Genomic DNA, 23,295 nt, shown 5'->3' with positions numbered 1-23,295 from the left:
TTACGGTTTTATATGGTGTCCGGATCATCAGAGAGCCTTTCTTTGTTTCCAGATCTGCAACAAACAAACTCAATGCAAATTACAAAGAATTCCGGAACTAAGAAAATGAGGAAAGACAGATTATCTTTTATAACATAAAAGGATAAGGTGAAATAATAATATCTTCCATAGGATATGATTGAAAAAATTGAAGTAAATGTTTTCATATGACTTATTTTATAAACCACAAACTCCCTAATATCATAAAATAGCAATACCTTTGAAGACATCATTTAATTCTCTATTCATACCATGCAGGGAAACGAACTTGCTTATCAGATATATTCACCCGGATCTGTCCTGGGCTTATTCAGCAATGCTTTAAAACTGAATGCAACAATTAATCTCATTTATCTCAAAGGAAGGTATGCTTTTGGAGGTGGGAAAGCCTATGGAAACTATTACTATGACAATTTGTTTTCAGAATCTGATAATATTTCAATCGGGGTACGTGTTTCGGCCCTATTAAGAAGTAAGATTGAAAATAATGAAGTCTATACCCTGAGAGGATATATTGAAAAAAGTATCAAGAACTCATCAGTAGAACTGCGTTTTGTAGTGGACGAGATTATTCAGCAGGAAGAGAGAGCCATTTCAGAAGAAGAGCTGCAGCGATATGAGCTGATCCAGAAAAAACTTGAAAAAGGCTCTAAAGATCTTGAATCTATGATCAGGGACAAAATTTTAAAAGATGAACCGATCAGAATTGCCAATATTTATGGAAATAATGCGATTGTTCAGCGTGATTTTGCCGAAGGTCTGGATGTTTCACAGAAGTATTTTCAGATTTCGGAATATACCTGCAGTATTACTTCATCTACCTCGATAGCCTCAAAACTGGAGGAGGTTTCTGTATTGGATTATGATATCATTGCATTGGTAAGGGGAGGAGGAGACCGCCAGAGTATGGAAACTTTTAATGATATTGTTCTGTCTGAGCTATTTATTGACTTACAGGCAGTAACGGTAACTGCTATCGGACATACAGTGGATGAAACCTTGCTGGATAAGCTGGCCGATAAAAGATTCCATCTGCCTCATGATTATGGTGCAGGCCTTCATGCAATAGTAGAGAAACTTTCACATGAAAAATCTAATTCCAGGGCGTTGCTGATTGATGAGGTTAAAAAAGATGTCACCAAGCAATTTGCGGAACAGGTTTTAACACTGGAAAAGCAGCTTAAAAAAAAGAACGACGAATTTACAGAAGCCCAGAAAACCTTCAAAGAGCAGGCCGAAAATCAGGTTAAAACATTTACAGAACAGCTTAAAGTCCGGAATGAAGAAGTAGAGAAGCTGAAAAAAGATCTTTCAGAAAAACATGGCGAACAAATAAAAACGCTGACGGAACAGCTTTCAAAGAGAACCGAAGAATTCCAGAAATTTCAGGAATCATCAGCCAGACAACTTCAGGAGACGCAAAAGAACTTTGCAGAACAGCAGAAACAGCGTCAGGAAGAAATGGAAAGCTATAAAAAAGAAATTGCCCTCCTTCACGAAAAAAATATACAATCAGCGATTAATGAAAAAACCGCCTCTTTAAAAGCCGGAATGGAATCTCTTCAACAGGAGAATTCCCGGTTGAATACGGAAATAAAGAACAGCAAAACCGATTATACCAGAATTGTTATCGCTGCTGTAGTGGCCCTGGTAGTGGGAGTAGTATTGGCAAAGGTGTTTTCATAGGCTTTTTAAGACTTCTCCGAAAACCTAAAACCTATTCCATGTATATTTTCAATGAGTATATTCTGTTCATTGACTAATATTTTTCGCAACCGGGAAATAAATACATCAAGGCTTCGCCCCATAAAATAATCGTCATCACCCCAGATGGCCTGCAAAATATCCTGTCTTTTTAATACAATATTCTTGCTTCGGATGAAATACAGGAGAAGCTCAGATTCTCTTTGGGTAAGGGGGACAGAGCATTCATCACATTGCAGCGTGTAATTTTTAGGATCAAAATCAAATTTTCCGACCTTGTATTGCAAAGGGATAGTCTGTGTTTTTTTGGAACGTTTCAGAAAAACTTCGATCTTAAGGATTAATTCCTCGATGCTGAAGGGCTTCACCAGATAATCATCAGCACCAATTTTTAATCCTTTGATTCTGTCTTCTTTTAGTGCTTTGGCAGAAATAAAAATGATCGGGATCTCAGAATTCTCTTCACGGATTTTTTTAGCCAGATCAAAACCGTTGATTTCAGGCATCATAATATCGAGCAAGCAAATGTCAAAATTCTGGCTGTTGAAGGCGTTGAGGGCCGATTTTCCATCCGGATAATGATTGATCTGATAATAATTTTCCAGGCTGTCCTGGATCAGGAAAGCGATTGTCTCATCATCTTCAGCATATAAAATTTTTGATTTCTCCATGTCAGATATTTTAAAAAGGAATGAAAAGCGTGGTCGTAATTCCTCCATCCGGATTATTTTCAACGGAAATTTTCCAGTTGTGCTGCTGAACAATCTTTTTTACATAAAAAAGGCCCAATCCAAAACCGTTAATCTCGTCACTTTTCACTGTATTTACTCGGTAAAATTTATCAAATATATGAGGAATATTTTTAGCAGGAATCCCCATTCCGTTATCTTTAAAGGATAGATAAATGCCTTTGGTCGTTTTATGTGACGAAATCATGATTTCAGGTTGAATCTCGCAGTATTTAACGGAATTATCCAGAAGATTGTAGATGATATTGCTGAAATGAAATTCATCAGCAGTAATGAAAATACCGGGGTCAATAGCTATTTCAATACTCACATTTTCATTTTTCTGCTTTACAGATTCCGCAATATGCTGCACAAAAGGAAGTAACGTGATTTTTTGTAGTTTTAAAGAAAGTCCTGAAGCATCATTTTTAGCAATATTGAGTATTTTTTCGATATGGCTGTTCAATTTCAGGCTCTGATTGATGATGATCGAAGTATAGGTTTGCAGTTTCGTATTTTCCTGCACGGCAGATTGTTTGTTAAGAGATTCCGAGGCCAGCAGGATGGATGACAACGGCGTTTTAAACTCATGCGTCATATTATTGATAAAATCGCGCTGAAGCTCAGAAAATTTCTTTTGCTGGATAATTGTATAAATAGAATATACATAGACCAGCAAAATAATGATAAGGGCAAACGTAAGAACATACCAGAACCGGAGAGAGCTGATCAGATAAGTGTTTTTATCAGGAAAACGGATCGAAAAATAGTACACCAGATTTTTATGTTTCGGAAACCGGATTACTTTGATTTTAGAACTTTCCTGGGCAGAAGAGATGTACTTTCCGTAGATCATCTTATCATTATGGCAGTTATATAAAGCATACACGTAATCGGTATGGATCTGAAAACGGTTGAATGATGTTTTCAAATAATATTCCAGGACGGTATGATGAATTTCTTTATTGATGCTGACAAGGTAATAATCGTTGGCAATATTCTGTACCGGATTTTCGGTAAAGGAATTTTCTTTACCTGACAATTTTTCTACCACCTCCATCAACGCAATATTTACTTTCTGGTTGAACTTCTGATCTTCAAGCGTATAGGCTTGCCGGGCCCAGAGAAGTTGAGCTATTAAAATACCGATAATAGCCACAAACCCCAGGGTGATGATGATATTAAGTTTCTTTATTTCCATTAGCCGAAGCAATATTATCCAAAAATATCTATTTATTGCCAGCTATTAACAACTCATTAACAAATGTTTGAAAGTGGTTAACAACTTCTCTCAACATTGGGTTTTACATTTGCTGAAACAAACGTAAAACCTGTCATGTAAGTTTAATAATTAAAATATATACTCATGAAAAATTTAAAAATCACTGCACTTCTTGCTGTCTTGGCCTTTTCTCCTTTTTATGCAAATGTTATCGCTGACGGAGGAGTTTCTGTTGTTAAGCTATTGGCTGATGCCATCAAATGGAATAAAGAATCTATCGATGTAGGAACAATTCCTCAGGGAAAACCGAAATTAATCAGATTTGAATTTACCAATACCGGTTCAAAACCCATTGTTATTCAAAATGTAGCACCTTCTTGCGGATGTACCACAGCAGATTACACAAAAACTCCGATCCAGCCGGGGAAAAAAGGATTTGTAGAAGCAAGTTTTAATGCAGCCGCGGCAGGACCATTTATGAAAACTGTAAATGTTACGACAAGCGAAAGCAAAACACCTAAAACACTTTCATTCAAAGGAGTGGTAAAATAAGGACTAAAAGCCCCGGACTTTCTTTCAAAGAAGGTCTGCAATGAGATAATATCATTAACCGGACGGAAAATCTTTTTCCGTCTTTTTTATTTCTATAAGCAATGGCATGTTTTTCATGCGTTTTTTAAGACTTCTGAAAAGGTGTAAAAATAGAAATAAGTATAAATACTCCGGTTTCTAAAGATCACGGACAGTACTGATTCTTACGGATATATTACAGCATAAAACCCGGAATTTCTTGAAAAGAAATTCCGGGTTTTATGCTTTTATTTGTTCTTATATTAAAAACGGAGCCAGCCCCGCTCTATGATTTCAATCCGGAGAATAACACATGAAAAATGAATATAGGCATTCATTTTTCTGAAGTGTAAAGAAAGATTGCAATAAGTACTAGTTAAGATCGTAATTGGTAATAACTAATCTCAAAATAAAGTGAACATAATCCTGATCAGCATCTTTTCTGCTAAGGAGTTTGTTTTTGTACTCATAAGAATTCAGGGTTTTTGATAATCCCTGATACGTTTCAAAATCATCTCCTTTGATCTTTACTCTCGTATTTCCATCTCTTCTCTGAACGAGCTGGTCATCTAAAGTTCTCACTTTAAACAGAGCCTCACACAATGTAGGACGGGATTTTGCAGACCCAATGTATCTTTCAACGATATTAATTTTAAAAGAATCAAATATGATGGTATTAAAAACAATTTTAGAATTAGGCTCCTGAGTATTGAGCTCAAGCTTGTAGTTCATTAATTTAAATTTTTGTAAAGATAAGTTTAATTATTTCAAATACTAGTACCATTTTAATAGATCATTCCCATTATAATGATTGAATTTTATTCCGTTTATTGAAAATACGGTATTATGGAATAAAGTTTTTTGTGGTAAAACATTGATATTTAGGGGCTCCGATCAAATAAAGGAAACTATTGTACAGAAAAAACTATATTTTTATTTTTTTATAAAAATTTAAACACGAAAAAAATAATACCATTGTATCAACTTATAAATGAACGATAAGTAGAAGCAGTTGAAAATTTTTACCTGCTTTATTTTTTTCCTCCTAAGCATTTGCGTAATTTTATTCTCTGTATAATAGAATTCATATTAATATCAATACAATGGAGAGATATAATTACGGAATGGTTGGCCTTGGAGTAATGGGGCGAAATCTTCTTTATAATATTGCCGATAATGGTTTTTCAATCGCAGGATTTGACCTCGACGAAGAAAAAGTAAAAGAATTAGAAGAAGGCGCCACTTCAACAATGAAAGTAAAAGGTATAGGATCTTTAGAAGATTTTGTAGCTGCACTGGAAAGCCCAAGGAAAATTATTCTGATGGTTCCCGCCGGAAAGCCTGTGGATGCAGTACTCGAAAATATTACCCCGCTTTTAAGCAAAGGAGATATCGTAATTGATGCCGGTAATTCCTACTTTGAAGATACAAACAGACGTGTTGCTGATCTGGGTTCAAAAAACCTGCACTTTATGGGAATGGGCGTTTCGGGAGGTGAAAAAGGAGCGAGAACAGGCCCAAGTATCATGCCCGGAGGTGATTTAGAAGCTTTCAACCTTCTACAACCAATGCTTGAAGCAATTGCTGCAAAAGTAGATAATGAAGCCTGTACAGCTTATATGGGGAAAGGTTCTGCCGGAAACTATGTGAAAATGGTACACAACGGAATCGAGTATGCAATCATGCAACTGATCAGTGAAGCCTACGATTTGCTGAAAAGAGGGGCGAAACTCAATAATGATCAATTGTATGAGGTTTTCAGAGAATGGAACAATGGAGAAATGAACTCGTTCCTGATTGAAATCACCAGAGATATTTTCCAGCAAAAAGATACATTCACAGATCAATATCTTATCGATCAGATTTTGGATAAGGCAGGGGCAAAGGGAACCGGAAAGTGGACTTCCGAGCAAGCCATGGAAATCGGAGTTTCCATTCCGACCATTGATATTGCCGTGACTTCAAGAATTTTATCAGCATATAAAGAGGAGAGGGTTCAGGCTTCTCAATTGTATCCTAAAGCAGAAATTGCAACCCCTGAAAATACAGACCAATTCATTAAAGAAGTAGGAGATGCCTTATATCTGGCTACGCTGATAAGCTATGCTCAGGGATTGGCCTTACTCGTGAAGGCTTCTGAAGAATATAAATTTGAGATTCCCTTAAAAGATGTAGTAAAAATCTGGAGAGGAGGTTGTATTATTCGTTCCGTTCTGTTAGAAAAGTTTTATACAGCTTATACCAAAGATCCGAATCTGTCTAATATTTTATTGGATGCTGATATTGCCGCGATAGTGAAAGAAAAAATAGGTTCCTTAAGAAAAACAGCTGCCTTTGCGGTTTCAAACGGAGTTTCAGGTTTAGGACTTCAGACAGCTTTAGGGTATTTTGATGCGTATACCACAGAATATCTTCCTATCAATTTAATCCAGGCTCAGCGTGATTATTTCGGGGCACATACCTATCAGCGCCTTGACAGAGAGGGCGTTTTCCATACATCATGGCAGAGTGTAAATCAATAAACCGGGTAAAAATGAACGAGAATAGAATTTTGCAGCCCACTACAATCATTATTTTTGGTGCTACAGGAGATTTGGCCAAAAGAAAACTTTTTCCGGCGTTTTATAATTTATATATAGATGGAAGGATGCCCAAAGGCTTTAATATTATTGCCCTGGGAAGAGCCGAAAATACAGACGAAAATTTCAGAAATTACGTTAAAGAAAATCTGGAAGATTTTTCAAGAAAGAAGGTAACCTCCGAAGACTGGGCAGGTTTTCAGGCTCATATCACCTACTTTCAGCACCAGCTGGATGAAGAACAGTCTTATAAAGATTTATATCAGAAATTAAAGGATTTCGATACCGTTTATGGAATGAGAGCCAATCGATTGTTCTATTTGTCAATCGGGCCCAACTTTATTTCCACGATTTCCAATCACATCAAAAATACTTCATTAGCCTCAGATTCAAAAAAAGACAGAATCATTATCGAAAAACCTTTCGGGCACAACAAGCAATCTGCCGTTGAGCTGAACAGTCTTCTGGCAGAAACATTTGAAGAAGAACAAATCTACCGTATCGATCATTATCTGGGGAAAGAAACCGTACAGAATATACTCGCTTTCAGATTTGGAAATTCTATTTTTGAGCCGCTTTGGGATCATAAATATATAGAATCGGTGCAGATTACGGTGGCAGAAGAAGTAGGTGTTGAAACAAGAGGCGCTTTCTACGAACAAACCGGAGCCCTGAAAGATATGATTCAAAATCACCTGTTGCAGATTCTGTGCATGGTGGCTATGGAACCTCCGGCTTCTTTAAAATCCGGTGAAATCAGAGATCGTAAAGTGGATGTCTTAAAAGCAATTCGCAGAATTTCTTCCGATCAGGTTGATCATTACGCTGTAAGAGGCCAATATGGGAGAAGTATTATCGACGGAACCGAAGTAAAAGGATATCGCCAGGAAAATGGAATTGCTTCTGATTCAAACACAGAAACATTTGCTGCTATAAAATTTTATCTGGACAACGAGAGATGGCAGGATGTGCCTTTTTACGTTCGTACCGGAAAGAAAATGAAAGAAAAACATTCCTATATTACCATTCAGTTTAAACCGCTGCCTCATTCAACATTTTCAGATACTCCACATCATTTATCCGCCAACAGGTTAATCATTAACATCCAGCCCATGATGGATATCAGGCTTCTGTTTATGGCCAAGAAGCCAGGACTTGCTATGGATCTGAAACCTGTGGAAATGATTTTTGATAATTTTGCCTGTCAGGAAGATACTCCTGAAGCTTATGAAACTTTATTACAGGATGCATTACTTGGTGACCTTACCTTATTTATGCGTTCCGACCAGGTGGAAGAGGCATGGGACGTTGTCACCACTATCCAGGAAGCCTGGGAAAATAATAAAGACTCATCATTTCCCAATTATAAAGCTGGAAGCTGGGGCCCGGAAGACAGCAATACACTGGTTGAAAGACAAGGGCATAACTGGGTGTAAAACAATAAAAACTAAACAGACAGAAAATGAATATTACAGTATTTGACGATTTGGATACACTGTATAAAAAAGCAGCTGATACCTTTGTAAATCTTTCAAAACAATCTATTCAGAAGCATAACCGATTTGCTGTAGCTTTAAGCGGAGGTTCTTCTCCCAAGGCTATTTTTAAATTGCTGGCTACAGAAGAATACGCAAAGCAAATTGAATGGAATAAGGTTTACTTTTTTTGGGTTGATGAGCGATGGGTGCCTTTACATGATGATAAAAGCAATTTCCGTATGACGGATGAAGCGCTGCTTAAGCACGTTCCTGCAGATAAAGATCATATTTTCCCCATGTATCAGGATGGTATTCTTCCCGAAGATTATGCTAAAGTATATGAAAAACAGATAAGAAAAGTTCTTGGTGAGGAAGGAATATTTGATTTTATCCTTTTAGGAATGGGGGATGACGGCCATACAGCATCCTTATTTCCCGGTGAAGAAGTTTTACAGGAGAAAGAAAAATGGGTAGCAGCTTATTATCTGAAGCCCCAGGAAATGTTCAGAATTACTTTAACCGCACCATTGATCAATAAAGCAGAAAATATTCTGGCAGTGGCATTTGGAGAATCTAAGAAACATGCCTTGAATGAAATCTTGAACGGGGAATATAATCCTGCAGTATATCCGATGCAACTTATTGAGAAAAAAGACACGTTTCAGTTTTTTACTGATGAAAAAGCGAGAGGCGAATCAAAATAAAATCTGATACGATGCATTAATTAAAAAATGCCTGTTTATCACAAAACAGAAAAGGCTGCTTCAATAATGAGGCAGCTTTTTTTCGTGGTCAGTCTTACCGAGATATCTTCGTATAAAAGACAGAACGTTTTTTCTCTTCAGATGAACCAAACTTTTGCATTTGATCCTTTATTTTCATTTTTCATTATAACAAAACAGCATCACTAGAAATCTAATGATGCTGTTACAATGAGTGTTTTTACCTTAATCACTTAATGTCCGAACTAACTGTATTAAAGGGAACATTACGCAATCGAAAATTTTACTTTCAACGTAAAATCGTGTTTTTTTCTATAGACTTGGTTTTAGTTTGTACAAATATATAAAATAAGACACTACGAAGTGTGTAAAATATTGAAATTTTTCTTAAACTTGTATCTTGAACGATTTCACCATGGAAAGAAAATCAGCAGGAGGCAGTATTCGCAACAGAGAACGCAGCAAAAAGAAATTTTTGGATGCAGTTGGAAAGATTTTAAAAACGAAGGGATATACAGGATTAAAGATAAACCACATCGCAGCTACCGCCGGAGTAGATAAAAAAATGATCTATAAATATTTTGGCGGATTAGATGATTTGCTGGACGAATATGTGCGTTCTCAGGATTACTGGAGTAAGGTGACTGCCGAGGAAATCGGAAAAATGCAACCGAGAACAGATGACGGAGGAAAATCATTTATGCATGATATGCTGCACAATCAGTTTGATTATCTCTATCAGAATAAAGAAGCCCAAAAGCTTTTGCTGTGGCGTTTATCCGAGCCACGGAAATCCTTGAAGAAAATGACTGATATCCAGGAAGAAAACGGGGAATATGTTTTTAAAATTATGAATGGCTCTGATTTCGGGAAACATTCTGATGACATCCGCTCGATAATGGCCATAATGGTTTCCGGATTGTACTATCTGAATTTATACGCTGCGATGAACGGCAGCATTTTTTGCGGAATCGATGTTGATACTCCTGAAGGACGTAACAAAATAAAAAAGGCATTATCCTTTTTATTAAATCAGACCTATGAAAATTTACAAAAATCAGACTAATGCATAGAATTTTTCTATGGAATAAAAGAAATCCTTTTACAACCTGAATAAAGAGCAATAAAACAGGCGTAATCTTATGTAAGTGCTATGAATACGTTGTTTGCATAAAACAAAAACAGCATCACTAGAGGTCTAATGCTGCTGTTGAGTGTCATGTTTAATGTATGAAAAGGTTGTTAGTTGATGCAAATATACAAAATAAGACACTAAGTAGTGTGCAAAATGTTTAAAAATTTTCTTAAACTTGTATATTGAATTTTTACAATGGAAAGAAAATCAGCAGCAGGTAGTGTTAGAAACAAAGAACGCAGTAAAAAAAAGTTTTTAGATGCAGTTGGAAAAATTCTGAAAACAAAGGGTTATACGGCATTAAAAATAAATGATATTGCGGCTACAGCCGGTGTAGATAAAAAAATGATCTATACTTATTTTGGCGGTATGGATGGGCTGATGGACGAATATATCCGTTCTCAGGATTTCTGGAGTAAAATGACTGCTGAAGAAGTCGAAAAGATAAACCCAATAATAGACGATGCGGGCAAAGCTTTTGCCAAAGAAATGTTTCTGTCACAATTTGAGTACGTGTACAAAAATAAAGAAGCTCAAAAACTCTTGTTATGGCGTTTATCTGAACCCCGGAAAGAACTGAGGAAACTAACTGATCTGCAGGAAGAGAACGGAGAATACATTTTTAAGCGATTTGCTGATTCTCATTTTAAAGAAAATGAAAATGTTTTTCGCTCTATAATGGCCATAATGGTTTCGGGGCTTTATTATCTGAACATGTTTTCTTCGGTGAATGGCAGTCTTTTTTGCGGTATAGACGTTAATAAACCTGAAGGTCGTGATCAGATCAAAGAAGCAATATCTTTCATGTTAGACCATTCGTATGATAAATTGGAGGATAAGGAGAAGAAGAAGAAGGAGTAGATGAATCGAGTTTATCTTTTCACAGATAAAAAAAACAACCCCATTACCTTCTAATGGGGTTATTTGTGTCGTGTTTTTACCTTAGTTGTTTTTCGAAATTGTCTTAAGTTGAGGGAACATCAATACAATTGCACTAATTTTTTACAACCTGAAGTGTGTTTTTATGTATGTAGTTGGTTTTAGTTTATGCAAATATATGAAATAAGACACCGTGTAGTGTGTAAAATTGATGAAATTTTGTTAATATTGAGTAATGTGTTGATTTACAGTGTATTTTTTTTCTAAGGGTATGAACTGTGTAATCCTTTCACTGTCAGCATATTGGGTGACTCCTACATTAAAAAACAGCATCATTAAAATTAATGTTGCTGTTTACAGTAGTTTTTTTTACCTTAATTATCTAATTTCGAAACTAATTATTCTAATCAAGGAAGGTGATCGAAATTTTTTAATTTTCAACCTGAATAGTGTTTTTGTTATATATGGATGGTATTAGTTTCGACAAATATACAAATAAGACACTTGAAAGTGTCTAAAAAAATGAAAAAAATTTTGAATTTATTGTAAGCTATTGTTATTCAGATCAATAATTTTCATATTAAAGGATTTTTGAGCTTAAATAGGTTGAAATTATTGCTTAAAATCATTATGAATTTCGCATATTGGAATGTTTTTTCTGCAGAAATAATGATTTATTTATTGCAAATATATGAAATAAGACACTTGTTGGTGTTCAAAAATGAAAAAAAATTCCTTAAACTTGTATTTTGAATGTTCATCATGGAAAGAAAATCAGCAGCGGGTAGCATCCGAAATAAAGAACGAAGTAAACAGAAGTTTTTGGACGCAGTTGGAAAAATTTTGACTACGAAGGGATTTGCAGCACTAAAGATCAATGATATTGCTGCTATTGCCGGGGTAGACAAAAAGATGATCTATACCTATTTTGGCGGGATGGACGGATTGATCGATGAATATCTTCGTACTCAGGATTATTGGGTGAAAGTAACAAGTAAAGAAGTTGAAAAAATACAACCGAATCTTGAGGATGGGGGAAGATCATTTATTGAAGCGATGCTAATTTCACAATTTGATTATGTGTACAATAACAAGGAAGCACAAAAATTATTATTGTGGAGTGTATCGGAACCCCGAAAATCATTGAAAAAAATGATTGATGAACAGGAAGAAAACGGAGAATATATCTTTGACCTTATGATGACCCCGCACTTTAAAGAAAAAATGGGAGTTTATCGCTCAATCTTAGCTATCATTGTTGCAGGACTTTATTATCTCAATATGTATTCTTCGTTAAATGGAAGTGTTTTCTGCGGGATAGACATGAACAGCCCTGAAGGACGGGATCACGTTAAAAAAGCGATCTCTTTTCTGATAGATCAAACATATGAAAACCTGATATCCGAACAGGACAAGACGGAAAAATAATAACACTTTCCCGTCTATAGCCCAACTGAAAATATTGTAGCAAGTAACCTATTTAAAAATATAAACCATATGATTATCCTTGTGGTTGTAAATACATCTCTGCAGAATTACTTTATTTCACTTTCACGGCAATCGCATCGATCTCAAATAACATATTAGGTAATGCCAGCTGACTTACCGGAATCAGAGTGCTGGTGGGCAGAGAAGCGGAACTCCATACTTTTGAAGCTTCCTCAGTCCATATCCGGAGTTTTTCCTGGTTGTGATCAACAATCAAAAGGGTAATTTTAACAATATGATCGAATGTCATAGAATGGTTTTGCAATACAATTTTTACATTTTCCAAAGCATGCTGAACCTGGGTTTGAAAATCAGTCGCCAGTAGATGATGCTCTCCGACACCACCGCTTTGTCCGGATATAAAGCACATTTGAAAAGGAGATTGCACGGCAATACTGTGTGAGAATCCATACGGTGCGGGGTTAAACAATTCTTTAGGGTTGATGAACTGTGGAGTTGTATTATTTTCCATGATATTTTTAAGCAAAGATTCAATATAAAAATAAAGAAAACGTTTACATATGTTGAGGAAAGTAATTTGTAATAGTTTATAGTATGGATGTTTGAATATACTTTTTTAAAGAAGCAATAAAAGGCATAAGTAGGAAGTTTAAAATAAAAAGAATAACTGCATTTCATTAAAAGTCCGGATAAAGGCTGTATTTCTGCAAAATGTAAAGAGTTTTCAGAAATATGAATTCTTTGTACAGGTTTTTGAATGTATAAAATGAAAAATATGAAAAAATAATATTTTATGATTGATATATTTTAATTATATTTTTGAATGTGGTATTCAATAAGTTGCATTGTAGCTTATTCTTTAAGTATTTTTACTAAAAATTAATGACAAGATGGTTATATGTGAAGATCTGTTATTTTCTCACGGAGCTCAAATAACAGAATATAATGCAGGAGATTATATTTTTCAGGAAGGAACTTCTGCTAAATTTTATTTTCAGATTAAAGGTGGCACCGTAAAGCTGAATACCTTTACGGAGGAAGGAAAAGAATTTGTTCATGGACTTCCCTTTGACGGCCACTGTATTGGGGAAAGCTATTTGTTTACAGAACATAACTATGCGGTCAATGCTATTGCAGTTTCAGATTGCAAAATTATTAAGCTTCCCAAAAGTAAATTTTTGCCCGTTCTGCTGGAAAAGCCCGCTCTGCTGCTCAAACTGAGTAATTATACAGCAGACAGGTTGCACTTCAGGTATATGATTTCCAGTTTTTTAGCTATTTCTGATCCTACCGTAAAACTTAAGAAGTTATTTGATCATCTTAAAAATTATTTCGGTTTTGAAGAGACCTATTCTTTTCTGATCCCCTACACAAGACAGCAAATTGCTACCTTAACCGGCCTCCGGGTGGAAACAGTCATCCGATATGTCAAGAAGATGGAGGAGCAAAAACTCGTTAAGCTGGATAGTACCAAAATCTATTATTAGCATATGATTGTTCCCGTTTTGATGCCTTTGCACCCGGCGGATTTTATTTTAAAATCAGAACAGGAAGGTTGCTATTTTGATAAATCCCTTCGGAAATGCTTCTGCTGGCCATATAATACAGGAAGCTATGCCTGCCCGGTAATGCAATAATAAGATCTGCATCATTGGCGGAAGCAAAAGTCAGGATTCCTTTGATCACATTATCGTCATAAGAATAATAGATATTGCCGGGAATATCGGTTAAATAGTTGCGGATATAATCTTCAAGTTCTTTCTTTTTATCAGGATTAATATCGGTTCCCTCTTTGGTATTGATATTTAAGAAAGACAGGCGAAGATCCTGTTTTTGTATAACCGATTTGTGATGGAAGAGTCTTTCCAGCTTTTTAATCCCATTGATATCGCATGGAATGACGATGTTTTTAATAGTATTGTATTGATAGCTTGCCGGAACAATGAGCGTTTTCACGGCGCTTGTTCGTGCAATGCTAATAATATTATCCGAAACAAAACTTTCATTGGAAGAAGTAGCGTCATCGCTTCCCAAAATAATCATATCGATCGAGGGCTGGTCCTTCAAAACCTCGTTGATACTTCTGGTCAGTGCCCAGTCACTTAATAATCTTGAAACCTTTACTTCCTTTGAAATATCTGTAATAATCTTCGTTAACTGGTCAAATAATAATTCTGTCCTTTTCAGGAGATTGTTGACATTTTCTTCATTGACAAATGAATGTCCTTCAGCAATATGCAGATAATCAAACTCAGATTCTCCGGCAGTTTTTAGAAGGATAATGTTTTGGTACTCATAATGTTTTGCCCATTCTGCAGCAACTTTTGCAGCATTTTCTGTAGTGGAGGTAAAGTCGATAGGTACAAGAATTGTTCTCATAGGATATATATTTAAAACCCTGTTATTGGAGGTTTGCAGTCATTTTTTTTACTAAAAGAAGAGCCGTGTTGATCTCGTCTTCATCGAGGCCAACGGCAGCTTTTTCATAGAGTTCCAAAGCCCATGGATAGACTTTTTCTACGAGCTTTTTCCCTTTTGGAGTCAGAAAAATCTGTTTATTTCTCCTGTCGCTTTTATACGCCACGCGTTCTACCAAATCTTTTTTTACAAGACTATTGATCAGATAGGTGATGCTTGATTTGTCTTTGCTTACTTTATGAGCTATTTCCTGTTGATTAATCCCATTATTTCTGGTTAAAAGTCCGAGAATTTCAACCAATTCAACAGAAATATCCGGCTCATACTCATTCACGCACGCCTGTATTTTTTGCCGTAAACGGCTTTTCATTTCTGTCATTGCCCATCCTAGTTCTAAGGCCAGTTCAGATCTTTTATTTAGGTTTTCAGACATATTTTTAAAAATAAAGGTGAAATCTGAGTTTCCAGATTGAAGCTTCCTACCAAATGTACGGAAAATTAGTTTTAATTCCAACTAATTGGGCTTATATTATTAATGAACAGTATTTTATCTTAAAAAAAATATGGGACGCACGCTATAACAAGGTTGTCAATACCATGAGATATCAGCTCAATGGCATTGGAATATCTTATTCCTTCACTTACATGATATCCAGTATTGAACTACTGCGTTTTGTAAGCGGAAATTACAGGTTATGTTGTTCTCTTTTTAAATCAGTGGATTTTAATATGGAATCAGTTTTTCTTTTTCAAGGATAGAGATCAAAATTATTTTAGAAACTATAATTTTATAAATCGATAGGTGCTAATTTTTAAATAAGTACATGTTAATTTTGATTAAAAGGTACCCGGGTTTTTAAAGATTTGAAAGAAATTAATACTCATATTTATAAATTTAAAAACCGGTTTTGTGTAAAATAATTATATTTAAAATACTGTTATTGTGTTGTTTATGTGCCTGCTTGTTGTCTTTTCTTTTATTCTCAATATTCTTTAGGTACAAGGTCTAAAAACTTTCGTTATCAGTAAAAAACGATTTTAGCATATTGGATTACTCCCTTTTTTTTGAATTATAATAAGTAGTTTTGTGGTAGGCAGTTCGCCACATTTCGATAAAAAAACTATGATACCTGCAAAAAAAACACTGACCTTCCTAATTTTTTATTGCATTACTGTTTATTCGCAAAATAATTTTAATCTTAAAAAATCAGGGAAAATGGATGAACCTCCCAAAAAGGATCAATGGGATTTCGTACATCTTAAATTAACTGATGAAAATGCAAATATTTTACTACAGAGTTCCTCATATTTTTCATCGTTTTCAAAAACCTTACAACTGAGCAGAATGGCTGAAATTGCAATGCAGAAGAAAGAATATTCAAAAGCGATAACACTTTTTGATCTGTGCCAAAAGGATTCTGAATTTATGCAGAAAAGCTTTTCAAGGGAATTCGTTTGGCTGCGCAAGGCAGAAGCTTTTACATCTATTAATCAGCCGGATTCTGCTTTTTTTTATATTGATCGTTTGGCTAAAGCCCATACAGGAGTTGAATATACTCATGAAGGCAAATTGAAAATATACTATTTGCTCAGTATCAATTATGAAAATTTGAACAACAGCCAAAAAGCGTACGAATTTGCAAAAATGAGTTTGTCTGAAATAGCTAAAAAGAAGCAATGGGATGACGATAGCAAGAATTTTCCGGGTGGCTATGAGCAGCAGGGAATTAAAAAACTTTCAGAAGAGACGGTTAAAGAAAACCGGAAGAACTCTTTGTTGCTTATTGCCTTGATTTTATTCAGTTCAGGTTCAGTTACTTTTATGCTGGGTTACCGATATTATAAAAAGAAAAAGGCAGCAACGCTGGTGTTACCGCAGAAAATCAATATTATCTATAATTTTGAAGCCCCGGAAAAGAATGAAAAAACAGATCATATTGCCATTGATAATGAACTGGTCAACCGCATTCTCAGAAAGCTTGACACATTAGAATCTTCAGAAAAGTTCTTATCAAATAATTTCAAACTTTCCCATGTGGCCAAGCAGCTCAATACCAATACGGCTTACTTGTCACAAATCATTAATCAGCATAAAGGAGTTACTTTTTCAGAGTATACCAACAACCTGAGAATAGATTATGTACTCAGGCAGCTTCACGAAAATTCTAGATTTTGTAAATATACAATTCAGACCATCGCTGAAGAGATCGGGTATAAAAGTTCGACAACTTTCATCAAGGCATTTAAAGATCGGGTTCAAATGACTCCTTCAGATTATATTAAACAAATTGAAAATTTCAGAGAGTATGAAAACATTACAATATAAAGCTTTGTACAGTTGATTATTTTAAGCCAATCTGTAAGACGAAAAAATAAATTCGTGAGACATGAGAACTACCAATGTATGGCAGAGTATATACTTATTTATAGTGACTTGCGGTCCGTTGTTTTTAAAGAGGTCGGATAGTGGATTCCGGGTTTATATTTCGTCGGATTTTTATATTTTTAAAATTAAAAAATGATTTGATGAAAAGTATACAGCGTTGCTTTTTTCTCTTTTTAGTACTTCTTTTTTTCTATACCGATTTTCAAGCCCAGGGTATTGTCGACGACTATTATCTGCTGAGAGAAAAATATTTTGACTTTAAGGAAAATGATGCCCGGGCTTTTCCCTATCTCAATGAGTATATAAAGAAAGCAAAAAGAGAAAAAAAATATTCCAAGCTGGTATTGGGATATAAAGATGGGGTTTTCTCTTCAGCTGATACAAATGATAAGCTGAGATATGCCGACAGCACGATCTGGGCTGCACATCTGTCAAAAGATGCCACCTTGATCAGTAATGCCTATGCAGGCAAAGGAATTGTTTATTATTTTAATCTGAGAAAATATCAGCTGGCACTTGACGAATATCTGAAAGCATATGAATACTCCAAAACCATTGATGATGAATATGAAAAGAATAAGATTATTTATCACATCGGTGTTGTTAAGAGCTACATAGGATACTACGATGAAGCATTGGTACATTTTAAAAAAATACTATTTTACTATGAATCGGTGTTAAAAAAACGAAAACTCCATCCAAACACTCTTTACAATAACAAAAAAGGCTATTATAACAGCCTTCATCAAATGATTGTCTGTTTCAGAAACCTGGGACAGCATAAAACAGCAGATTCATTACTGACCTTAGGGATGACAGGTACATTCAAAGACAGGGGATTCCAGACAGAATATGCCTATTTCTGTAAAGAAAAAGGAATTAAAGAATTTCGGGAAAATAAATACCTCCAGGCAGTTTCTTCACTCGAAAAGTCTGTGCCCCGGCTATTGGAATCTGATGACTTTGCCTGGCTGGCGATCAGTTATTTTTATATCGGAAAATCATATGTAGCTGGTAATAATACGAAAAAGGGAATCGGATACCTTCAGAAAGCAGATTCCATATTTACGAAAAAAGACTTTATACTTCCGGAATTGAGAGAAAATTATGAGTTGCTCATTACCCATTATAAAAAGGAAGGAAATGTAGAAAGAGAGCTTTATTTTACAAAACAGCTTCTAAAAGCTGACCGTATCATTTCAAAGGACTTTGCGTATCTCTCATCTAAAATATACAAAGAATATGATACAAAAACCCTGTTGGAAGAGAAATCTAAACTGGAAAAAAACTCGTCTTTAAGTAGCTGGGTAATGATATGTTTGGGTATAATAGTTCTGATGTTGATAGTAGTTCTGGTTATTAAGTATATAAAAGAAAAAGAAAATAAGGACAAATATAAAATACTGGAGCAGAAACTTCTGGAAGAAACTAAACAGGAAACTGTTGCTGCTGCAAATGAAAGGGAAGGATATAAATTAGACTTAGACAGAAATATCGTTAATGATATAATTTTAAAACTGAAAAAATTTGAAGATAATATTGAATTCACGGAGAATGGTCTTAGTCTCAGCAAGCTGGCAACAAGATTTGATACCAATTCGAGCTATTTATCTCAGGTTATTAATGAAACTAGAGGCACCAACTTTAAAAGATACCTCGGAGAACTCCGCATTCATTATATCACCAAGAAATTGTATGAGGATAAAAAATACTTACATTTTAAAATAGAAACATTAGCCACAGAATGCGGCATTGCTTCAAGAACAAATTTTTCTAATATTTTCCAGGAAATAAATGGAATTCGCCCTGCTGATTTCATTAAAAAACGTTTGGAAGATATAAAAAAAGAAAGTCTTACCGCATCATCATAAGTCTCAGCTGATTTTTTTCTGAAGACAGACGGTACATTAAACTTAAAGAACAGATAATATATTGTTCATTTTTAGGGTGGTTTTAATCCATAGTTTAGTGAAAGTTTTCAAATTAAAAAGCACTTATGAATTACATGTACCAAATGGTCTCAAAATTCCTTTCCGTACTTTGCCTTATGAGTCTTCTGTCATGCGGATCAGATCAGGAATTAACTGATGAAACGGCGACATCAACTTCAAAGATGGCGGGAAGAGTAACCTCTCCTAATATAAAAGTATTGGCATATAATACCTTTTTACTCAGGGATATCAATGTTGCATCAACTACCCAATGGTCTCAGCAGGCCCGTGCTGAAAAACTAGGAGAAGCTCTCTTCTTAAAGAATTATGATGTCCTTTTGCTCCAGGAATGCTTTGACAATGCGGCAGCAGGTAAATTACGGCAAAAGCTTCTTCCCGTATTTCCTTATCAGACCCCCGTCGTAGGACAAACGAAAAATGGCTGGAACAATACCTATGGAGACTGGCGCGAGGCTGCTTCAGGAGGTTTTGAAAATGGGGGAGTTATGATAGCCAGTAAATATCCCATCGAAAGAATGGATCAGTATATATTTCCGGCAGGATGTGATTTTGATGCCTACTCTTTAAAAGGTTTTGCCTATGCCAGAATACTTAAAGACGGGAAGCGTATCCATTTTATATCTGTACATACACAGTCTACACAACCTTCCTGTAAAGGAAAAGAGGTAACAATCCGTGAACAGCAGTTAGGCATTATAAAATCTTATATTGACGGTCTAAAGATTCCGGTTGATGAAATGGTTGTTTACGGTGGAGATTTTAACATTATAAAAGACAGCCCGGAATATCCTAAAATGTTACAAACCCTTAATGTTAATGCCCCGGTTTATAAAGGATTATCTTCAACCTGGGATACAAAGACCAACACCATGGCATCTTATCATTATCCGTATCCGGAAAATCAACGGGAATATCTCGATTATATCTTTGTTTCCAATAATCATCTTGTGCCGTCCAGTTGGCAAAATATAGCGTTTGATCCTGTTTCATCAACATTGATGACCTATACAAACATGATGGGGGACAAATATTACTGGACCGATTATTCCGATCATTATCCTGTAGAAGGTAATATATATTCCGATCAGACGACACCTGTACAAAGTTTAAAATTCAGAAAGTATGATCGCGTTTCACTGAAATCTGTAGCTACAGGAAAATATGTGAATATGAACCTTTCAAAATCTGATGATTGGCTGACAGTTTCTGCGGTGCAACCCGATGCAAAAACTTGGTTTAATATAGTAAATACAGGAGAGGCAGATTCTTATTTTGATTTAAAAGAAGGATTGGTTAGGATAGAAAGCAGCGAACTCATTAACAACTTTTGGTATTGGGAATCTATGAACAGCGGAAGCTATTATCTTTATCCTAAAAGAGGAAAATCACTTACGAATTTAAGAATTCAAATTGTAAAGAAAAAAGCAGGCAATACATCTTCCAATATTGAAGACGGAGATATTGTAGCTTTCAAAGATAAAACACCAATAGGCAATACCTACTATCTTCAGGTGTATAATAAGTCCGGAACCGATTGGGTATACCTGAATGGTACAAGCCTGACTGCCGATGTACAGTTTGAAGTGAAAATGAATAATACAACCCCTTCGTCATTCTAAAAAAATAGCATATCGAAAAGGTGACGACGCCTAGTTAAATATAGTCCGAAAGTATCATTTCCGGAGAATGATCTTTGTTCAGAAAATGAGTACTCAACGAATGGAAGAAAGAAGGAAATAATTTTTCATAAAAAAGCAGAGATTAATTCTCTGCTTTTTCTTTTTTTACGGTCTTATGCATTATGAGGATAATCCCAAGGAGAATAGTAGCAATTATCAAATAGCGCCACGCCAGGTCTTTTTGTTGTATTACATTTCCGGTAACGGAGATAATGAAACTGGTAAGAGAAGTGATGACATACACCAATCCACCCATTAAACCTCCTGCCGTACCTGCATTTTTAGGAAAATACAACATACTTGAGGTAAAGAAAGAGGTAAATAAAATCCCTGAACAGATATGAATAAAAAAAGCAAAAGGAACCATGATGAAGAGGTTTTCTACAAAACTGCTTGTAATGATCAAGGCTGCAATAAGGATCAACTGAAGAAGGATCGGGTAAAGGATTTTGGGTTTGAAATCCAATGAAAGTCTCCGTTTTCCGATAAAACCGCCAATCATCCATGAAAACCCTAAGATCAATGTACAATATCCTATTACTACAGGAGTAAAATGGAACGTGTTTTCAATAATAAACGGCCCTGTGATATTGAATACCATAACAATCGAATAACTTAATCCCAAAACCAAAATTCCCAACATGAAAATCTTGTTTTTTAGCATCATGGAATATAAGCTGATATTTTCTGCGATGTTAAGTTTCTTTTTCTCCGGCAGGCTTTCCCCACTAAAGAACCATTCAAAAAGGAATATAAATCCTGCATAAAAAGCAAGAAAATAAAAGTTGGCATGCCAGTTAAAAAGCTTTTCAAGATATCCTCCGAGAAAAGGGGCCAGAATAGGACCACAGGACCAGACAATAGTGAAATAACTCAGATAATGTTTCACCCGTTCAGCATCATAGATATCTACAAAAATTGCACGGGTTGCCACTACAAGTACAGAAACAGCCGCTCCCTGAAGAATACGAAGTAAACAAATCAGGAAAATACTATTGGTCATTGTAATTAAAATACTGCTGATTGCCAATACCAGTAATGCTATCAGTTTGGGGCGATAACGGCCGATACTGTCCAGAATTCCGCCTACAAATAACTGAGAAATTCCATAACTTAACAGGTAAGTGGTTAAAGTAATCTGGATATCTTTTTCGGAAACCGACATTTCCCTGGCCATCGACGGAAATGAAGGCAAATAAATATCTGTGGCAAACCCCGAAAGAGGAATAGACACAAAAGCCATAATGGTAATAAGCCTGATACGATTTTCAGACGCTGCTCTCAACATAGTCAATCATTTTTTACCATGCAAAAATAACACAAGAATTACAGAATTCAGTTTTAAAAGACAAAGTAAAAATTACAAAATTCAAATATTAATAGGAGTTTTTAAATTTTAGGGGAGACGTTTGGGCATGTTTTTTAAAAAAATTGTTAAAATGGGATGGTTGCTCAAATCCCAGCGTATATCCAATCTCAGCGATATCCCAGTTGGTATATTTCAAAAGGTTTTTAGATTCCTCAAACATTTTTTCTTTAATAATCTGTGTGGTAGTAAGGTTGGTTACCGATTTTACAGAAGAATTCAGGTGATTCACATGAACGTTCAGATGGCGGGCAAAATCAGCAGGTGTTCTCAGTACCAGCGGGTATGCCGGTGAATCCAGCGGGAACTGTTTGTTGAGTAATTCATCAAACAATCTGTACAGTCTTACATTAGCTGGCAGTTCACTTGGGTTGACATCTTCAACCCGGTTTTCCAGGGCCAGATGCAGCACGGAAGCCAGATGGCTTTTGATACTGTTGCAGCGATACGGATACGCAGAATTATTCATTTTATAAATCTGGTCAAAATAAAGGGTGGCCAGCTGTGTTTGTTCTTCCGTTAAGAATACTACAGGCTTACTCCATTCTTTAAATAATGAAGTTTTCTTAAATAGGTTAAATTCCGAATTCCCGTTGAAAAACTCCTGATTAAAAAGACAAAAATACCCTTCCTGAAAATCACTCTCACACTCCCACGAGTATGGTATGCTGGGAGAAGGAAAAAATAAAGCGGGACGGTCGATGTACAATTGATGAACTCCATAGTGTATGGTTCCTTTCCCTATGATAAAGCTTATTTTATAATAATCACGACGGTTGTAAGGGCTTTTAAAACTGCAGTATTTGCGCATAGAAATATTGAAATGAGACTTTCCCGTTTCAAATTCCTCTGAATCAAATACCATATTCTTATCCTTTCTGAGACGTCTGTAATAATCTTCGATGGTTTCCAGCTGATCACTCATACTTTTGAAATTGTAAAAATCAAAGATACAAAATGTGGAGAATATAGTAAATAAATGGGGCGGA

At 35.5% G+C, this 23,295-nt stretch carries 20 protein-coding genes; 12 read left to right on the top strand and 8 right to left on the bottom strand.

Annotated elements, in window-relative coordinates; translation table 11 throughout:
* Window positions 1–291: 291 nt before the first annotated feature.
* Window positions 292–1,725: an exodeoxyribonuclease VII large subunit gene (locus M030_RS0109680; protein ID WP_027373324.1), complete on the top strand. Its 1,434-nt coding sequence runs from the start codon at window positions 292–294 to the stop codon at window positions 1,723–1,725.
* A 5-nt stretch (window positions 1,726–1,730) separates the two neighbouring features.
* Here the strand turns inward: M030_RS0109680 and M030_RS0109675 are convergent, their stop codons facing one another.
* A complete protein-coding gene (locus tag M030_RS0109675) occupies window positions 1,731–2,414 on the bottom strand; it encodes a response regulator transcription factor (protein ID WP_027373323.1) in 684 nt (227 codons plus the stop codon).
* A gap of 10 nt (window positions 2,415–2,424) precedes the next feature.
* Window positions 2,425–3,672 carry a sensor histidine kinase gene (locus tag M030_RS0109670; protein WP_027373322.1) on the bottom strand — a complete coding sequence of 416 codons (1,248 nt, stop codon included), beginning with the start codon at window positions 3,670–3,672 and terminating at the stop codon, window positions 2,425–2,427.
* A 165-nt stretch (window positions 3,673–3,837) separates the two neighbouring features.
* Here M030_RS0109670 and M030_RS0109665 point away from each other — a divergent pair, with 165 nt between their 5' ends.
* Complete coding sequence (locus tag M030_RS0109665; RefSeq protein ID WP_027373321.1) at window positions 3,838–4,245, top strand: DUF1573 domain-containing protein; 408 nt, start codon at window positions 3,838–3,840, stop codon at window positions 4,243–4,245.
* A 390-nt stretch (window positions 4,246–4,635) separates the two neighbouring features.
* Here the strand turns inward: M030_RS0109665 and M030_RS0109660 are convergent, their stop codons facing one another.
* On the bottom strand, window positions 4,636–4,995 hold the full coding sequence (locus M030_RS0109660) for a hypothetical protein (RefSeq protein WP_027373320.1): 360 nt from the start codon (window positions 4,993–4,995) through the stop codon (window positions 4,636–4,638).
* Between the two features lie 371 nt (window positions 4,996–5,366).
* Between M030_RS0109660 and gndA the strand changes: the two genes are divergently transcribed.
* The 6 genes from gndA to M030_RS0109620 all read left to right on the top strand — a co-directional run bounded on the left by gndA (window position 5,367) and on the right by M030_RS0109620 (window position 12,484).
* Window positions 5,367–6,785, top strand: coding sequence for an NADP-dependent phosphogluconate dehydrogenase (gndA, locus tag M030_RS0109655; RefSeq protein ID WP_027373319.1), 1,419 nt, complete (start codon window positions 5,367–5,369; stop codon window positions 6,783–6,785).
* 11 nt (window positions 6,786–6,796) lie between these two features.
* Complete coding sequence (zwf, locus tag M030_RS0109650) at window positions 6,797–8,278, top strand: glucose-6-phosphate dehydrogenase (RefSeq protein ID WP_027373318.1); 1,482 nt, start codon at window positions 6,797–6,799, stop codon at window positions 8,276–8,278.
* A gap of 26 nt (window positions 8,279–8,304) precedes the next feature.
* The gene (gene pgl / locus M030_RS0109645) at window positions 8,305–9,024 is read left to right on the top strand and encodes a 6-phosphogluconolactonase (protein ID WP_027373317.1); all 720 of its coding nucleotides are present in this window, start codon (window positions 8,305–8,307) and stop codon (window positions 9,022–9,024) included.
* A 433-nt stretch (window positions 9,025–9,457) separates the two neighbouring features.
* Window positions 9,458–10,108: a TetR/AcrR family transcriptional regulator gene (locus M030_RS0109635; protein ID WP_027373315.1), complete on the top strand. Its 651-nt coding sequence runs from the start codon at window positions 9,458–9,460 to the stop codon at window positions 10,106–10,108.
* A gap of 264 nt (window positions 10,109–10,372) precedes the next feature.
* Window positions 10,373–11,038: a TetR/AcrR family transcriptional regulator gene (locus M030_RS0109630; protein WP_027373314.1), complete on the top strand. Its 666-nt coding sequence runs from the start codon at window positions 10,373–10,375 to the stop codon at window positions 11,036–11,038.
* A gap of 780 nt (window positions 11,039–11,818) precedes the next feature.
* On the top strand, window positions 11,819–12,484 hold the full coding sequence (locus M030_RS0109620) for a TetR/AcrR family transcriptional regulator (RefSeq protein ID WP_027373313.1): 666 nt from the start codon (window positions 11,819–11,821) through the stop codon (window positions 12,482–12,484).
* 112 nt (window positions 12,485–12,596) lie between these two features.
* On the opposite strand, the gene M030_RS0109615 is transcribed toward M030_RS0109620, so the two are convergent.
* Entirely contained in the window at window positions 12,597–13,016 is a 420-nt protein-coding gene (locus M030_RS0109615; RefSeq protein WP_027373312.1) for a RidA family protein, read from the bottom strand.
* A gap of 379 nt (window positions 13,017–13,395) precedes the next feature.
* Between M030_RS0109615 and M030_RS0109610 the strand changes: the two genes are divergently transcribed.
* Window positions 13,396–13,992, top strand: a complete 597-nt coding sequence (locus M030_RS0109610) for a Crp/Fnr family transcriptional regulator (protein ID WP_027373311.1) — start codon at window positions 13,396–13,398, stop codon at window positions 13,990–13,992.
* Between the two features lie 43 nt (window positions 13,993–14,035).
* Here M030_RS0109610 and M030_RS0109605 read toward each other — a convergent pair whose 3' ends face one another.
* Window positions 14,036–14,884, bottom strand: coding sequence for a universal stress protein (locus tag M030_RS0109605; protein WP_027373310.1), 849 nt, complete (start codon window positions 14,882–14,884; stop codon window positions 14,036–14,038).
* Window positions 14,885–14,906: 22 nt separating this feature from the next.
* Window positions 14,907–15,356, bottom strand: a complete 450-nt coding sequence (locus tag M030_RS0109600) for a MarR family winged helix-turn-helix transcriptional regulator (protein WP_027373309.1) — start codon at window positions 15,354–15,356, stop codon at window positions 14,907–14,909.
* 783 nt (window positions 15,357–16,139) lie between these two features.
* On the opposite strand from M030_RS0109600, the gene M030_RS0109590 reads away from it, so the two are divergent.
* The 3 genes from M030_RS0109590 (at window position 16,140) to sph (ending at window position 20,880) form a co-directional block, all read left to right on the top strand.
* A complete protein-coding gene (locus M030_RS0109590; protein ID WP_185097387.1) occupies window positions 16,140–17,249 on the top strand; it encodes a helix-turn-helix domain-containing protein in 1,110 nt (369 codons plus the stop codon).
* A 200-nt stretch (window positions 17,250–17,449) separates the two neighbouring features.
* Window positions 17,450–19,180, top strand: a complete 1,731-nt coding sequence (locus tag M030_RS0109585; RefSeq protein WP_027373306.1) for a helix-turn-helix domain-containing protein — start codon at window positions 17,450–17,452, stop codon at window positions 19,178–19,180.
* Between the two features lie 125 nt (window positions 19,181–19,305).
* Window positions 19,306–20,880, top strand: coding sequence for a sphingomyelin phosphodiesterase (sph, locus tag M030_RS23950; RefSeq protein ID WP_081806318.1), 1,575 nt, complete (start codon window positions 19,306–19,308; stop codon window positions 20,878–20,880).
* A gap of 142 nt (window positions 20,881–21,022) precedes the next feature.
* On the opposite strand, the gene M030_RS0109575 is transcribed toward sph, so the two are convergent.
* Window positions 21,023–22,228, bottom strand: a complete 1,206-nt coding sequence (locus M030_RS0109575) for an MFS transporter (RefSeq protein ID WP_027373305.1) — start codon at window positions 22,226–22,228, stop codon at window positions 21,023–21,025.
* Window positions 22,229–22,316: 88 nt separating this feature from the next.
* Window positions 22,317–23,231 carry a helix-turn-helix domain-containing protein gene (locus M030_RS0109570; protein WP_027373304.1) on the bottom strand — a complete coding sequence of 305 codons (915 nt, stop codon included), beginning with the start codon at window positions 23,229–23,231 and terminating at the stop codon, window positions 22,317–22,319.
* Between the last annotated feature and the right edge of the window lie 64 nt (window positions 23,232–23,295).

This window comes from Chryseobacterium sp. UNC8MFCol (assembly GCF_000482305.1).
In the GTDB taxonomy this organism is placed as follows: domain Bacteria; phylum Bacteroidota; class Bacteroidia; order Flavobacteriales; family Weeksellaceae; genus Chryseobacterium; species Chryseobacterium indologenes.
This window is presented reverse-complemented; position numbering and strand designations above follow the sequence as displayed.